At 55.2% G+C, this 15,082-nt stretch carries 13 protein-coding genes; 6 read left to right on the top strand and 7 right to left on the bottom strand.

All coding sequences use genetic code 11. The features are described from left to right. Positions 1 to 6: 6 nt before the first annotated feature. Genes mhpC through OGV75_RS10050 form a run of 3 tightly spaced genes read right to left on the bottom strand, consistent with a single transcriptional unit; the run spans position 7 to position 3,512 of the window. Positions 7 to 873 (bottom strand): 2-hydroxy-6-oxonona-2,4-dienedioate hydrolase, encoded by an 867-nt coding sequence (mhpC, locus tag OGV75_RS10060; RefSeq protein WP_016151973.1) that lies wholly within the window; start codon positions 871 to 873, stop codon positions 7 to 9. A 28-nt stretch (positions 874 to 901) separates the two neighbouring features. After that, positions 902 to 1,846, bottom strand: a complete 945-nt coding sequence (gene mhpB, locus OGV75_RS10055) for a 2,3-dihydroxyphenylpropionate/2,3-dihydroxicinnamic acid 1,2-dioxygenase (RefSeq protein ID WP_046275617.1) — start codon at positions 1,844 to 1,846, stop codon at positions 902 to 904. Position 1,847: 1 nt separating this feature from the next. After that, on the bottom strand, positions 1,848 to 3,512 hold the full coding sequence (locus OGV75_RS10050; RefSeq protein WP_286470143.1) for a bifunctional 3-(3-hydroxy-phenyl)propionate/3-hydroxycinnamic acid hydroxylase: 1,665 nt from the start codon (positions 3,510 to 3,512) through the stop codon (positions 1,848 to 1,850). Positions 3,513 to 3,704: 192 nt separating this feature from the next. Here OGV75_RS10050 and OGV75_RS10045 point away from each other — a divergent pair, with 192 nt between their 5' ends. Together OGV75_RS10045 and OGV75_RS10040 are read left to right on the top strand one after the other, a co-directional pair. Further along, on the top strand, positions 3,705 to 4,517 hold the full coding sequence (locus tag OGV75_RS10045) for a DNA-binding transcriptional regulator (RefSeq protein WP_080860313.1): 813 nt from the start codon (positions 3,705 to 3,707) through the stop codon (positions 4,515 to 4,517). Positions 4,518 to 4,652: 135 nt separating this feature from the next. Continuing rightward, positions 4,653 to 4,961, top strand: coding sequence for a putative quinol monooxygenase (locus OGV75_RS10040; RefSeq protein ID WP_046275619.1), 309 nt, complete (start codon positions 4,653 to 4,655; stop codon positions 4,959 to 4,961). A gap of 127 nt (positions 4,962 to 5,088) precedes the next feature. Here OGV75_RS10040 and OGV75_RS10035 read toward each other — a convergent pair whose 3' ends face one another. The 3 genes from OGV75_RS10035 to OGV75_RS10025 all read right to left on the bottom strand — a co-directional run bounded on the left by OGV75_RS10035 (position 5,089) and on the right by OGV75_RS10025 (position 6,937). Further along, positions 5,089 to 5,565: a cold-shock protein gene (locus OGV75_RS10035; protein ID WP_016151966.1), complete on the bottom strand. Its 477-nt coding sequence runs from the start codon at positions 5,563 to 5,565 to the stop codon at positions 5,089 to 5,091. Positions 5,566 to 5,651: 86 nt separating this feature from the next. Then, the gene (locus OGV75_RS10030) at positions 5,652 to 5,897 is read right to left on the bottom strand and encodes a DUF2543 family protein (protein WP_019076120.1); all 246 of its coding nucleotides are present in this window, start codon (positions 5,895 to 5,897) and stop codon (positions 5,652 to 5,654) included. A gap of 431 nt (positions 5,898 to 6,328) precedes the next feature. Further along, on the bottom strand, positions 6,329 to 6,937 hold the full coding sequence (locus OGV75_RS10025; RefSeq protein ID WP_046275621.1) for a class I SAM-dependent DNA methyltransferase: 609 nt from the start codon (positions 6,935 to 6,937) through the stop codon (positions 6,329 to 6,331). Between the two features lie 164 nt (positions 6,938 to 7,101). On the opposite strand from OGV75_RS10025, the gene OGV75_RS10020 reads away from it, so the two are divergent. From OGV75_RS10020 to OGV75_RS10005, 4 genes are all read left to right on the top strand, one after another. Then, positions 7,102 to 8,184, top strand: coding sequence for a LacI family DNA-binding transcriptional regulator (locus tag OGV75_RS10020; protein WP_286481013.1), 1,083 nt, complete (start codon positions 7,102 to 7,104; stop codon positions 8,182 to 8,184). A 121-nt stretch (positions 8,185 to 8,305) separates the two neighbouring features. Further along, positions 8,306 to 11,389 (top strand): beta-galactosidase, encoded by a 3,084-nt coding sequence (locus OGV75_RS10015; RefSeq protein WP_286480617.1) that lies wholly within the window; start codon positions 8,306 to 8,308, stop codon positions 11,387 to 11,389. Positions 11,390 to 11,441: 52 nt separating this feature from the next. Beyond that, entirely contained in the window at positions 11,442 to 12,695 is a 1,254-nt protein-coding gene (locus tag OGV75_RS10010) for an MFS transporter (RefSeq protein WP_137379448.1), read from the top strand. A 155-nt stretch (positions 12,696 to 12,850) separates the two neighbouring features. After that, positions 12,851 to 13,123 carry a YceK/YidQ family lipoprotein gene (locus OGV75_RS10005; RefSeq protein WP_016151950.1) on the top strand — a complete coding sequence of 91 codons (273 nt, stop codon included), beginning with the start codon at positions 12,851 to 12,853 and terminating at the stop codon, positions 13,121 to 13,123. Between the two features lie 44 nt (positions 13,124 to 13,167). On the opposite strand, the gene prpE is transcribed toward OGV75_RS10005, so the two are convergent. Next, positions 13,168 to 15,054, bottom strand: coding sequence for a propionate--CoA ligase (gene prpE, locus OGV75_RS10000; RefSeq protein WP_286480616.1), 1,887 nt, complete (start codon positions 15,052 to 15,054; stop codon positions 13,168 to 13,170). Between the last annotated feature and the right edge of the window lie 28 nt (positions 15,055 to 15,082).

Here is a 15,082-nt window from a genome sequence, read left to right as displayed (position 1 = left end):
CGTTCCTTAAGGGCGTGCGAGGAAGTTCAGCACCAGCTGGTTAAAAGCATCCGCATGTTCCCACTGTGCCCAGTGCCCGCAGTCGCGGTAGATGTGCAGCTCAGACCCGGCAATCCCGGAGAGCAGGCGCAGGCCGGCGTCCATCGGCACGAAGCGGTCGTTGCGTCCCCAGACAATCAGGGTCTGGGCTTTGATTTCGCCCAGGCGCGGGCTGAAATCCGGAAACTGTTTCGGGTTGGCTTCAAGGCTGTGGACAAAGTTTTCCAGGTGATCGCGACGCGACAGCATGTTATTCAGACGCGCCTCAAACAGCGCCTCGGTCAGGTCGCTGGTGTCGAAGACAAAGATCTCCATCATCAGCTTCAGGTTCTCAATGGTCGGTTCGCGGTACAGCTGATTCAGGCGCTTGATGCCTTCGGTCGGCATCGGGGTAAACAGGCTCATGCCCCCCGTCCCGCCGCCCATCAGCACCAGCTTGCCCACACGCTCCGGCCAGCTCAGGGTGAACGCCACGGCACTGTGGCCCCCCATCGAGTTGCCCAACAGATGGATTTTCTGAATATCCAACTGATCGACCACGCTTTTCAGGATGCGAGCATTAAGATCGGATCGCGAACCGCGGTTAACGATGCCATCGCTTTTGCCCCAGCCAGGACAATCCAGCAGGATCACCCGGTATCCAGCCTCCACCAGAGGATCGATATTGCGGCTGAAGTTCGCCCAGCCCGTCGCACCCGGACCAGATCCATGCAACAGCACGACGGTCTCTTCGCCCTGCCCACAGTCATTGAAATGCACGCGCAGCGTTTCGCCTGCTTCCTGCACCTGCAGAAAACGACTGGTTGCGGCTTCGGTTTGCGGTTGGTAAGTCATGATGTTCTCCTGCATATTCAGTTCTGTTTCAGTTCTGTGTGGTGGCGCTCAGGGAGCCGAATCCAGCGATCCACTCTGGGATCGGGCGGTAATAACGGCCTTCGCTGCGCCAGTTGCCAAAGGCAGAAATAGCGGCGAAGGCAGCAACCCAGGTTTTAACTTCGTGCGTTGATTTGCCCGCCATCGCGGACAGTTCTTCGTTACTGACCGCGTCCAGCTCCTGCAAACGCCCCTGTTCAAGCAGCGTCATAAAGCGGTTATCCCAGACAGGATTAAGCGGATGCAGCGTGTGTTGATCGGCCACAAACTTCTCGGCGGCGCTGATCACCCGCTGCTGGCGCAGCTCGCGCTCGTTTTCAGGCAGTTGTTTGCCGCTGCCGAGCAGGCGGTCGCGCATATGGGCATCAGCCTTCGCCAGCTCCGGGACCGGCGGCTGATGCGACAGGCCGCCGGAGCCTAAAAACAGCACACGCTGATTCAGCGAGCTGGCGAATCGGCCAATCGCTTCACCGAGCATGCGGGTACGCTGAAAGCCCGGCAGCGGCGTGGCGACGCCGTTAATAAACACCGGCAGCACCGGCACGTTATCCAGACCGCCGAGCAAAAACTCCAGCGGCTGCGCGAAGCCATGATCGACCTGCATGTTGTAGGACACGGCGAGATCGATGCCGCTTTTCATTACCGCGTGGGCGCAGGCTTCAGCGAGATCCGTCGGCACCGGCAGTTCCCCCGCCGCGCTACCGAAATCGCCGATCGCCGTAGCGCCTACGCCTAAACAGAACGGCGGCATCACGTCGTAGAAAAATCCGTTGTAGTGATCGGGGGCAAACAGCACCACCAGTTCAGGGTCGAACGCCGCAATACGTGCCCGGGCGCTGGCGATCACACCGTTAACCTCGTCGAGCACGGCCTGCGCCGGGTCGACGTAACCCACCAGCGGCGAGTGGGAAAGACAGTGAAGATAAGCGTGCATATCAGGCCACCTTTTCAGCGGGAATGTGGGCATTAACGCGGGTGAGCGTCATCACCGACGCCAGTTTATTCAGGGTACTACCCAGGGTTTGCGGAATGGCGATGGCGGCCACAAAGCGGTCCGGGCGTATCACCACCAGCGCGGCGTTGTGCTGGGCAAACCACGCGCGCAGGCGGTTTTGCGTATCGCCAATGCGGGTAACGCCGTCGTGGTTATCCTGATCGGTTTGTATCTGTGTATCCGGCACCACCTGGATAAACTGCGTCCCCAGCGCCTGCCACTGTTGGATCTGCGCCTCGCTCATGCCCCACAGCGGGTTACAGCCCCAACCGATCACCGCGAAATTCGGTCCGATGACGTTGTCGAGCAGCGTCACTTCACCCGATTCCAGCGTTACCTTCGGCTGGATAAACATCTTGCCAACGGGAGAGGTTTTCGCGTCGCCTTCACGCACCAGCGCCCCGCCGTGGTACTGCGGCATCGGCTTAAAGCGCATTTCAAGGAAGTAGCGTTTGACCGGCGGAATGTAGTTCAGCAGCCAGGAAACCCCGTCGCGCACCGCGCCGTGCCAGCGTTTCGGCGGCGCAAGTACGTTGCCTGCGGTCACCGAGAGATCGATCATCGCTTTGGCGTGGTCGCGGCGTTCCTGCTGGTAGGTATCCAACAGCGCATCACCGGCTTTACCCTCAATCACCAGCGCCAGTTTCCACGCCAGATTGAAGGCATCGCGCATGCCACTGTTGTACCCCTGCCCCTGCCAGACCGGCATAATGTGCGCCGCATCGCCCGCCAGCAGCACGCGATCAATACGAAAACGTTCGGCCAGACGTGCGTTATGGGTATATACGCGCTGGCGGATCAGCTCGACGTTGTCCGGGTTCGGCAGCACTTTGCTCAAAAGCTGGCGCATATTCTGCGGTTCGCTGAGCTGCGCTTCGGTTTCCCCTGGCATTACCATAAATTCAAAGCGGCGCACCGCGTGCGGCAGCGCGGCGGAGACATACGGGCGCACCGGATCGCAGCACAGATACACATGCGGCGTGCTGAGCGGATCGTTAGCGATATCCACCACAATCCACTGATTCGGCGCGGTTTTGCCTTCAAATGGCACATTCAGCGAACGTCTGACGTTGCTGGCCCCACCGTCGCAGGCCACCAGCCACTGAGCTTTCACCGTTTCACGCTGGCCATCCGGCGCTTTCAGGTTCAACGTCACTTCACCATTTTGCTGGCTGAAGGCTTCCAGTTCGCGGGAGAACAGGCAGCGCACGTTGGGAAAACGCGACAGCCCTTCCAGCATCACCGCGTCTACCTGCGGCTGAATAAACGCGTTGCGGCGCGACCAGCCAAATTCGTCAGTCATCGGCTGGATATCAGCAAAACAGCGCCCTTTCGGGGTGAGAAAGCGCATCGCATGCCACGGCGTGGTGTGCGGCAGAACATTTTCGACCAGACCGACGGACTGCATGGTGCGCAGCGCTTCATCATCAATGCCGATGGCTCGAGGATAGTCGATAAGGGTATCGAGCTTCTCCACCACCAACACCTCAATGCCCATCTGGCCAAGATAGTTCGCCATCATCAGCCCTACCGGACCGGCTCCGGCAATCGCTACCTGCACGGTGTGCTGCACAGCGGGTTGGATATCTGGATTTATTGTTGTCATTTCAGAACCTCACTACTCGGACAAAATGCAATTGCAGACCCTGGTGAGGCGCAATTGTTTTTTGTTAAAAGAATGTGAATAATTTTTTATTGTGCGGTCAGTATAGAAGTGAGTTTTTGCGCTACAATCAAAACATGCCTGGATGTGCACTAAGTGCACAACTTTGTTTTAACTGTAGATTTGTCAATAAATATGAAAAGTGACGACAGTACCGAATACAAAACCGTGCGCGGGTTAACGCGCGGACTAATGTTATTAAATATGTTAAATCGTCTCGACGGCGGGGCCAGCGTTGGCCTGCTGGCAGAGCTGAGCGGCCTGCACCGCACCACGGTCAGGCGACTACTGGAAACCCTGCAGGATGAGGGTTACGTCCGGCGCAGTCTGTCCGATGACAGCTTTCGCTTAACCATTAAGGTCCGTCAGCTCAGTGAGGGATTTCGTGACGAGCAGTGGATTTCTGCGCTCGCCGCCCCGCTGTTGGGGGATTTGCTGCGCGAGGTCATCTGGCCGACCGACGTTTCCACGCTGGATGTGGACGCGATGGTAGTGCGTGAAACCACCCATCGCTTCAGCCGCCTGTCGTTTCACCGGGCGATGGTCGGGCGTCGTTTGCCGCTGCTGAAAACCGCATCCGGCCTGACCTGGCTGGCATTTAGCCCGGAGAATGAACGTCAGGAACTGATTGAAATGCTGGCTTCACGACCGGGAGATGAGTTCCAGTTGGCGCGCGAACCGCTGAAGCTCGACGCCATTTTGAGCCGTGCGCGAAAAGACGGTTTTGGCCAGAACTTTCGCGGTTGGGATCAGGAGGAGAAAATCGCCTCTATCGCCGTCCCCATTCGCAGTGAACAGCGGGTGATCGGCTGCCTGAATCTGGTGTATATGGCCAGCGCCATGACCATCGAACAGGCCGCGGAAAAACATCTTCCGGCCTTACAAAAGGTGGCGAAACAGATAGAAGATGGCGTTGAGTCGCAGGAGATTTTGGTTGCCGGGAGGTGAGATGGATCACAGTTAAGCGGATCATCGGATTAATAGCTGAGATAACTCACTCACCGACCGATATAACACAGTGGCGTCTTGCCCTAAATATATCTTCATCACATAGTGTGCATTCGTTTTCTGCCAGGAGGCTGCATGTTAAAGGTCATTGCCGAAGATTTCATCAAACCTGAGTATATTGAAACCGTTCTCCCTTGGTACCGTGAGCTAATATCGGCGACGAAGAAAGAGCCGCAATGCATTGCTTATGACCTCTATATTGATGAAAAAGATCCGGGGCATTTTATTTTTATCGAAGAATGGCCAAACCACGCGGCTCTCGATGAACATTGTGCCAGTGAGCATTTCCGGCGACTTGTGCCGTTAATCGATCAATACACGCGCCAGGAAGCACGTTACATACTGATGGATGACGTGGTAATTCCAGGTGCCTCATCAAAATAAAAAAACAGAATGGAATTTGCTATTTGGCTCAAATGGATATTCCCTTCTGACAAAAATACGCATAAAAAAACCGAAACCCCGCTTCTGAAAAGAGCTGGATTTCGGTTTTCATTCACTCTGAAGGGCTTCAGACCTTAAGCAGTTTCACCGTCTCGTCGATATCGATTTCATCTTCCGAGAAGATCAGCGTCGTGCCCTGGAAGGTGGTGATGGCCAGCTTTTTCAGCGTGCGCATTTCACCAGGCTTCACGTCTGATTTCGGTCGGATGCTGTTCATCAGCACACCAACGGACAGCACCGCATTTTCTTTGTCGATACGAGTCTCAGCAGGGACTTCTTCGCTGTAGACCAGGTAAGACTTGATCGCCGTGAGCTTCAGACGCTCACCGGCGATATAGATGTATTTGCTATCGGGTATGACTTTTACCGCGTAGGCAGATAAGCCTTTGTTGTTAGTGGTGGGCTCAAAGGTCACCGCCGCGTCTTTCTTGATCAGCTCAGGATTAGCAACCTTAATCACATGAAAATAGCGGTTGTCGCCGTTTTCATCTTTGATAAATCCAAAGCCTTTATCTTTAAACCACGTTGTGATTGTTCCGTTCATTGCTGTTTCCGCCTGATTAAACCTATTACTTGTAGAGTATACCTACTCAATTTGCGCGCAGTGTAAAACACAGGCCATGTCTTTGGCTACTCGTTACCCCAACGATTGAGGAACTCCGCGATATCATCGATACGCTGTGCGTCGACTCCAGCCTCGGTTGCCATCTCCTGCTGCGCTTCTTCGCTGATCTCTTCATTGTTCATCAAACGAGTGATCAACTGCTGGAAGTAGAGTGCCAGTGCGTCGCGTTCTGTATCGCTCACCGGCTTTGCAGCTTCAGTCGCGTATTCGTCGGCGATATCATAAAATTTTAGCGGAATGTCGTTGTTCATCGGGTGCTCCGGGGTAAATGCGTGTGCCAGCAGTTGCCTGCCGCGTCTGGTGTGAATGATAGCATTCTTATTTCATGGTTCGCGATATGTTTTATTGGCTGCAATACGTTGCATATATCAACACTATTTTCTGGAGCCGCTTCGTATTTAATAAATCTACTCTTATTTAAATGACGTTTTTTTCAGTACGAGATAATGGCTGCGAATTAAATAAAGAGTCGCAAAGGAAATATTCAATTACTTTAATTCTAATTACATTATCGTTCTCTGCCATCTGCTATTGGCCCAATCTCATCGCTAGTCGCCCATTTGCCCACATTCATCTTCTGGGCAACACTCTACGATGACACCACTGACCCAACATGTGGAGCACACACTATGAACATCACGCAAATCCGTAACGCCACACAGCGCATCCCCTTTCGCGGCGATTAGCCACGTTTTTGCGCCAGCCAGATGGTATGCCCGGCGCAGTGCGGATCTTCCATCACCATCTCTACCACCACAAAACCGTGCGCTGACAGCAATGCGCGGTATTCATCCGGCGCGAGGCTGGCGTGAAACAGCGGTTCGCCCTCAAATTGCCCCATCGCGATACCGTTTTCCGTCCCGCTGGTAAACATCAGCGCGCTGCCGGGACGGCTGAGTCGGTCAAAAATCGGGAACATCTTTTGCTGATCCTGCTGAGTTAAATGGAAAAAGCTGTCCCAGGCGATCAGACCATCGAAAGTCTCGTTAAGTCCCAGCTCGCGCATATCCTGCTCCAGCCAGCGCTGTGCGGGAAAAGAGTGCCGGGCCCGCGCCAGCATCGCCGCAGAACCATCAATTCCCGTAAGCTGAAAGCCTTGCTGAATAAAATAACCAGCAATCGGCTGACCGTTGCCGCAGCCAATATCCACAATGCTGCCCTGCCCGCCCATCACGGTGATGAACTTATCCAGCCAGCTTTTCTCGAACAGTGCGCGTGAACGCTGGCTGGCAAAGGCCTCCGCATGACGTTGGTAGATGGACAGAATGTTGTTTGCCGCAGAGTCGCTCACGATGTCCTCACTTTTTTATGCTGTTAAGCATCACGACGATAAATCCTCCAGCACACGATCTGCAACCCTGGAATGCGCCTCGCAGAACCAATGCGCAAATACCCCAAAACCGTCCCGCTGTGGCATCATAGCGCGCAGATAACGTCATGACAGGGGTGATAAACGTGAAACCGGTAACGCTATACGATGTGGCAGACCATGCAGGAGTCTCTTACCAGACCGTCTCGCGCGTCGTGAATCAGGCCAGCCACGTTTCCGCAAAAACCCGACAGAAAGTTGAGGCCGCGATGGCGGAGCTCAATTACATCCCCAACCGTGTCGCACAGCAGCTGGCGGGCAAACAGACGCCGCTTATTGGCGTCGTGACGGCGAATCTTGCCCTGCACGCCCCCTCGCAAATCGTTGCCGCCATAAAATCCCGCGCCGACCAGTCCGGGGCCAGCGTGGTGATCGCCATGGTCGAACGTAGCGGCGTTGAGGCATGTAAAGCCGCAGTCCACAACCTGCTTTCTCAACGCGTAACCGGGCTTATCATCAACTACCCGCTGGATGAAGAAGACGCCATTGCCGTGGCTACCGCCTGCGGTACGGTGCCGGTACTGTTTCTCGATGTCTCAGATCAGACGCCAATTAACAGCGTGATTTTCTCCCATGACGACGGCGCACGTCTCGGCGTTGAACATCTGGTGCAGCATGGGCATCAGCGTATCGCCCTGCTGAGCGGGCCACACACTTCGGTTTCGGCAAGGCTTCGCCATGCGGGGTGGCATAAATATCTGGCACACTACCAGCTGCAACCCACCGCGGAGCTGGAAGGCGACTGGAGCGCGATGTCAGGTTTTCAGCAAACGCTGCATATGCTTAATGGTGGTAATCTCCCCACCGCCATGCTGGTCGCTAACGATCAAATGGCGCTGGGCGCGATGCGGGCAATCAGCGAGTTCGGTCTGCGGGTGGCGGTTGATATCTCGGTGATCGGCTACGATGACACCGAAGACAGCGCCTGCTACATCCCACCACTAACCACCATCAGGCAGGATTTTCCGTTACTGGGTGAAACCAGCGTCGACAGACTGCTGCAACTTCCCCGTGGGACCTCAAGCGTGGGCAACCAACTGCTGCCCGTAACCCTGGTTAAGCGCAATACGGTACTGCCTCCCGATACGCAACCCCCCTCACCCCAGGTACTGGCCGACTCACTGATCCAGCTAGCGCGGCAAGTTTCGCAGCTCACACCTAAATTGTGAACGCATAACAATTGTGTGAGTCAGTTCACTCATTGAGCGCCCCATCCTTTACAGTTGGGATCGCTTATTCGTATTTTGATTGAAATTGTGAGCGAATAACAAATTCAAACAGGATACCGTTATGAACCTGAACACAGATTCACTCTCCGCTGTACTGGCCCGCCGTGACTGGGAAAATCCCGGCGTCACGCAGCTCAACCGCCTGGAGGCGCACCCGCCGTTTTGTAGCTGGCGCTCAGCAGATGATGCGCGCACCAATCAGCGATCAACTCAGTTACGCTCGCTGAATGGCAAGTGGCAGTTCGCCTGGTTTTCCGCGCCTGAGGCCGTACCGGAAAGCTGGCTGACAAGCGATCTGCCACAGGCTGATACTATCAACGTCCCCTCTAACTGGCAGATGGACGGTTACGACGCGCCAATTTATACCAACGTCACCTACCCGATCCCGGTTAACCCCCCGTACGTTCCAGCGCAGAATCCGACAGGATGTTACTCGCTCACATTTAATATCGAAGACGCGTGGTTAGATGAAGGTCAGACGCGCATTATTTTTGACGGGGTGAATTCCGCGTTTCATTTGTGGTGCAATGGTCGCTGGGTTGGCTACGGTCAGGACAGCCGCCTGCCGTCTGAATTCGATCTTAGCGATTATCTGCTGCACGGCGAAAACCGCCTGGCAGTGATGGTGCTGCGCTGGAGCGACGGCAGTTATCTGGAAGACCAGGACATGTGGCGCATGAGCGGGATCTTTCGCGATGTATCTTTGCTGCATAAGCCCGCTACGCAAATCCGCGACCTGCGCATTAACACCCGTTTTAACGACGATTTCAGCCGCGCCACGCTGGAAACAGAAGTCAGAGTGGCGGGCAACGAGAGCGAAGATTTACGCGTCACCCTGCAATTGTGGGACGGTGAAACGCTCACTCACGAAACGACTTCCCCGCTCGGCAGCGAAATTATTGATGAACGCGGCGCTTATCATGATCGGGTTACCCTGCGTCTGAACGTCGAAAACCCGGCGCTGTGGAGTGCCGAAACGCCTAATCTGTACCGCGCTGTGGTCCAGTTACGTACCGCTGACGGAGCGCTGATTGAAGCGGAAGCCTGTGATGTCGGCTTTCGTCAGGTTCGTATTGAAAACGGCTTGCTGTTACTCAACGGTAAGCCGCTGTTGATTCGCGGCACCAACCGTCATGAGCACCATCCGGTCAACGGTCAGGTGATGGACGAGGCGACGATGGTGCAGGATATTCTGCTGATGAAGCAGAACAACTTTAACGCCGTGCGCTGCTCCCATTACCCGAACCATCCATTGTGGTACACCCTGTGCGATCGCTACGGCCTGTATGTGGTCGACGAAGCCAATATTGAAACCCACGGCATGGTGCCGATGAATCGCCTCACCGACGATCCCGCATGGCTGCCAGCCATGAGCCAGCGCGTCACGCGCATGGTGCAACGCGATCGCAACCACCCGAGCATCATCATCTGGTCACTGGGCAATGAATCCGGGCATGGCGCCAACCATGACGCGCTCTACCGCTGGATAAAATCAGAAGATCCGTCCCGCCCGGTACAGTATGAAGGCGGCGGCGCAAATACCACGGCGACCGACATTATTTGCCCGATGTACGCCCGCGTCGATCAGGATCAGCCCTTCCCCGCGGTACCCAAATGGTCGATTAAAAAGTGGCTGTCGATGCCCGGCGAGCAGCGTCCGCTCATCCTCTGCGAATACGCCCACGCCATGGGCAACAGTTTTGGCGGCTTCGCCAAATACTGGCAAGCGTTCCGTCAATTTCCGCGCCTACAGGGCGGGTTTGTCTGGGACTGGGTAGATCAGTCGCTGATTAAATATGATGAGAACGGCAAGGCATGGTCTGCCTACGGTGGTGATTTTGGCGACACGCCTAACGATCGTCAGTTTTGCATGAACGGCCTGGTGTTCGCCGATCGCACCCCGCATCCGGCATTATACGAGGCCAAACATGTGCAGCAGTTTTTCCAGTTTACGCTGCTGCCGGGACCCAAACGCCAGATTGAAGTAACCAGCGAATATCTGTTCCGCCACAGCGATAACGAGGTTCTGCACTGGTCGATTGCCCAGGATGGCAACCCGCTGGCCGCCGGAGAAATCGTGCTGGATATCGCCCCACAGAGTCGCCAGGTGATAACCCTGCCAGATGTCCCGATGCCGGAAACCGCCGGCCAGCTATGGCTAACGGTACGCGTAGAGCAACCTCAGGCCACCGCATGGTCAGACGCCGGGCACATTAGCGCCTGGCAGCAATGGAAGCTGGAAGAGAAACTCAGCCTGGTGCCACGGCCAACTGCCCGTACCGCACCACAGCTGAACGTGAGCGAAAACACCTTTACTGTTGAGATCAACGACAAGCGCTGGCAATTCGACCGTCAGTCTGGCCTGCTGACACAGTACTGGATTGGCGACGCAGCTCAGCTGTTAACCCCGCTTACTGACCAGTTCACCCGCGCGCCGCTGGACAACGACATCGGCGTGAGCGAGTCAACCCGCATCGACCCTAACGCCTGGGTCGAACGCTGGAAAGCCGCCGGTCATTATCTGGTCGAAGCAACGTTACTGCACTGTGCTGCCGACACGCTAAGCCATGCGGTACTGATCGCCACCGAACATGCGTGGCAGTATCAGGGCGAAACGCTGTTCGTCAGCCGAAAAAGCTACCGTATTGACGGCAATGGTGAAATGCAGATAACGGTGGATGTCGACGTCGCCAGCGGCACGCCACATCCGGCCCGCATCGGCCTGAGCTGCCAACTGGCGCAGATCGCTGAGCGCGTGAACTGGTTAGGTCTCGGCCCACATGAGAACTACCCGGATCGCTTGAACGCCGCCTGTTTTGATCGTTGGGATTTGTCGCTTGATGAGATGTACACCCCATATGTTTTCCCTGGCGAAAACGGTCTGCGCTGCAACACGCGTGAGCTACGCTACGGCGCGCATCAATGGCGAGGGGACTTCCTGTTCAACATCAGCCGCTTTAGCCAGAAGCAACTGATGGAAACCAGCCACCGCCATCTGCTGCAACCGGAGGCTGGTACCTGGGTCAATATTGATGGCTTCCATATGGGCGTGGGCGGTGACGACTCCTGGAGTCCTTCCGTTTCACCAGAGTTCCTGCTGAGTGCCGGACGCTACCACTACCAGCTGGTCTGGGGTCAAAAATAATAATAATCGGGCAGGTTCCCCCCTGCCCGCATTCATCGTAAGGAAGTCCATTATGTATTATTTGAAAAACACTAACTTTTGGATGTTCGGCTTCTTCTTTTTCTTTTACTTTTTCATTATGGGTGCCTATTTCCCCTTCTTCCCTATCTGGTTACACGATGTAAACCATATCAGTAAAGGTGACACCGGGATCATTTTCGCCTGTATTTCACTATTTTCGTTATTATTCCAGCCTGTTTTCGGACTGCTTTCCGATAAGCTTGGCCTGCGTAAACACCTGCTGTGGGTAATTACCGGAATGCTGGTAATGTTTGCCCCATTCTTTATTTACGTCTTTGGCCCGTTATTACAGGTTAATATTTTACTGGGTTCGATTGTCGGCGGGATTTACCTTGGCTTTATCTACAATGCCGGCGCCCCGGCGATTGAAGCCTATATTGAAAAAGCCAGCCGCCGAAGCAATTTTGAATTTGGTCGCGCGCGCATGTTTGGCTGCGTGGGCTGGGCGCTGTGCGCCTCAATTGCCGGGATTATGTTCACCATCAATAACCAGTTTGTCTTCTGGTTAGGTTCCGGCTGTGCGGTCATTCTGGCATTGCTGCTGCTCTTTTCAAAAACAGATGCCCCCTCTTCTGCAAAAGTTGCGGATGCGGTAGGCGCCAACAACTCAGCATTCAGTCTGAAGCTGGCGCTGGAGTTATTTAAACAACCGAAACTCTGGTTCCTCTCCCTGTACGTGGTCGGCGTTTCCTGTACGTATGAAGTGTTTGACCAGCAGTTCGCCAACTTCTTTACCTCGTTCTTTGCCACCGGCGAACAGGGTACCCGTGTGTTTGGCTACGTCACGACCATGGGGGAATTACTTAATGCCTCTATCATGTTCTTTGCGCCGCTGATTGTGAACCGCATTGGCGGAAAGAACGCCCTACTGCTGGCCGGTACGATAATGTCGGTGCGGATCATCGGCTCCTCCTTCGCCACCTCTGCGCTGGAGGTCGTCATTCTCAAAACGCTGCATATGTTTGAAATACCGTTCCTGATCGTCGGTTGCTTCAAATACATCACCAGTCAGTTTGAAGTGCGCTTCTCGGCCACAATTTACCTGGTGTGCTTCTGTTTCTTCAAACAGTTAGCAATGATTTTCATGTCAGTTCTGGCCGGAAAAATGTATGAGAGTATTGGTTTCCAGGGGGCGTATCTGGTGCTGGGGATAATTGCGCTAAGCTTCACGTTGATTTCCGTATTTACCCTAAGTGGACCGGGGCCGTTTTCTCTGCTGCGTCGTCGCGAAAGCGTCACGCTGTAAAAGCCTCTTTGCCGGATACACCACTCACGTGTTTTATCCGGCCTTCGATGTGCCATCCTCACACGATGAGTCCTGACCTGGTGGTTTAAGTTCCGAGGACAACACGCCGCTTTTTTATCGTTATGGTAAAACGGGGCGAGAAGCCAGGTCATAGCATGAGCAAAAAGACGGTTGCGGTAACAACGCTCTTTATCAGCGTATTACTTACAGGATGTGGCAGCATTGATGCGCGCACGGCAGGCGAGGATTCAGATACGTATTACGTGGGTATGCGCCATGATATTGATAAACTAAAAAACCCGGGCGCTTACGATTATAACTATTTCGATTTAGCGCTGTTATTTGTTGATGTGCCGTTATCGTTCGTGGCCGATACGGTTTATGCGCCGTTTGATTACTATCACGGGCCGTATAAGAAAGTTGATTAACACGTAGGCCCGGTAAGCATTGCGCCACCGGGCATCACACGACGTTACTCCTCGATCGCCTGACGGATTTGCTGCAACGATGCGGGATCGTCAATGGTCGTTAGATCGCCAGGATCGCGGCCTTCGCAGATCGCCTGAATCGTCCGTCTGAGCATTTTGCCGGAGCGTGTTTTCGGCAGCTGCGACACAAACCAGACGTGAGCCGGACGACCAAAATTACCAATTTGACTGTCCACCAGCGCCATAATCGCCTTCTCTTCCGAATGGGCAATGTCGCTGTCTTCCAGACTGTCGCTCTGTTTTGGAATAACGAACGCGACCGCCACCTGCCCTTTCAGCGCATCCTTCACGCCAACTACCGCCACCTCGGCGACGTTTGGATAGCTGGAAATACTCTCCTCTATCTCGCGCGTCCCCAGCCGGTGTCCGGCCACGTTGATCACGTCATCCGTACGGCCCAGAATGAAGTAATAGCCATCGGCATCGCGAATGCCCCAGTCAAAGGTGGCGTACACCTGGCGGGAAAACAGCGACCAGTAGGTATTCACAAACCGCGCGTCATCCCCCCAGATAGTCTGAATACAGCCCGGCGGCAGCGGCCCTTCAATCACCAGCATCCCCTTCTCGTTCGCCGCACAAGGTTCACCGGTCACCTCATTGAGCAACTGCACGTTATAGCCGTACATCGGCACGCCAGGACTGCCCAGCCGCGACGGTCGGTCGTCCAGCCCGCGGGCGATAGCCATAATCGGCCAGCCGGATTCAGTCTGCCAATAGTTGTCGATAACCGGTACGCCCAGCGTTTCCGTTACCCAACTGGCGGTCGGTTCATCCAGCGGCTCACCCGCCAGATACAGCACCTCCAGCGAGGAGAGATCGTGATTGCGGATTTGCGCGGTTGGGAATTTTTTCAGCACGCGGATGGCGGTCGGGGCCGAGAACATCCGGCTGACCTGATACTTCTCAACAATTTTCCACCATACGCCGCAGTCCGGATACGTTGGCAGCCCTTCGTAAACCACCGTCGCCATCCCCGCCAGCAGCGGGGCATACACGATATAGGAATGCCCAACCACCCAGCCGATATCCGACGCGCAGAAGAACACGCCGCCCGCTTTGCCGCCGAAAATGGTGTCCATCGAGGTCGCCAGCGCGACCGCGTAACCACCAACGTCGCGCTGGACGCCTTTCGGTTTACCGGTTGTCCCGGAGGTGTAGAGAATGCAGGACGTTTCGTTCGACTCCAGCCAGACAACCGGCACCCGTGCGCCGAGATGCTGTTGGCGTAGCGCGGCAAAGTCGAGGTCACGCCCCTCCACCCACGCCATTTTCGCCAGACCGCGGTCGACCAGCACCACATGACGCGGCTGATGCTGAGCCTGATCGATCGCATCATCGAGTAGCTTTTTATAGGGCAGGATCTTGCCGCCGCGCGCTCCGGCATCCGCCGAAACGATAACCACCGGTCGGGCGTCATCGATGCGCGCCGCCACGCTGTGCGAAGCAAAACCACCGAACACCACTGAATGGATCGCCCCAATGCGTGCGCAGGCCAGCAGCGTAATGTGCGCTTCGGCGATCATCGGCATATAAACCAGTACCCGATCCCCGCGCTGTACGCCGAGCGACAACAGCATCGCTGCCACAATATTCACTTCGTCATACAACTGACGAAAGGTAAACGTGCGTTCTTCTTCGGTTTCTGATGACACCGCAATCAGCGCCAGCGCCTCGGGCTGTTTCTCCAGCCAGCGGTCGATGGCGTTATGGCACAGATTGGTCGTCCCGCCGCAAAACCAGCGGGCAAACGGCGGATTGCTGTGGTCCAGTATCTGCGTATACGGCTGCTGCCAGTCAATACGCTGGGCCTGCTCGGCCCAGAACGACTCCGGCTGCGTAATAGAACGTTGATAAAACTCGCTATAAGACATAATGCTCTCCTGTTGAACTTACGCCTGA

It is taken from the genome of Citrobacter sp. Cb028, assembly GCF_030336705.1.
In the GTDB taxonomy this organism is placed as follows: domain Bacteria; phylum Pseudomonadota; class Gammaproteobacteria; order Enterobacterales; family Enterobacteriaceae; genus Citrobacter; species Citrobacter braakii.
This window is presented reverse-complemented; position numbering and strand designations above follow the sequence as displayed.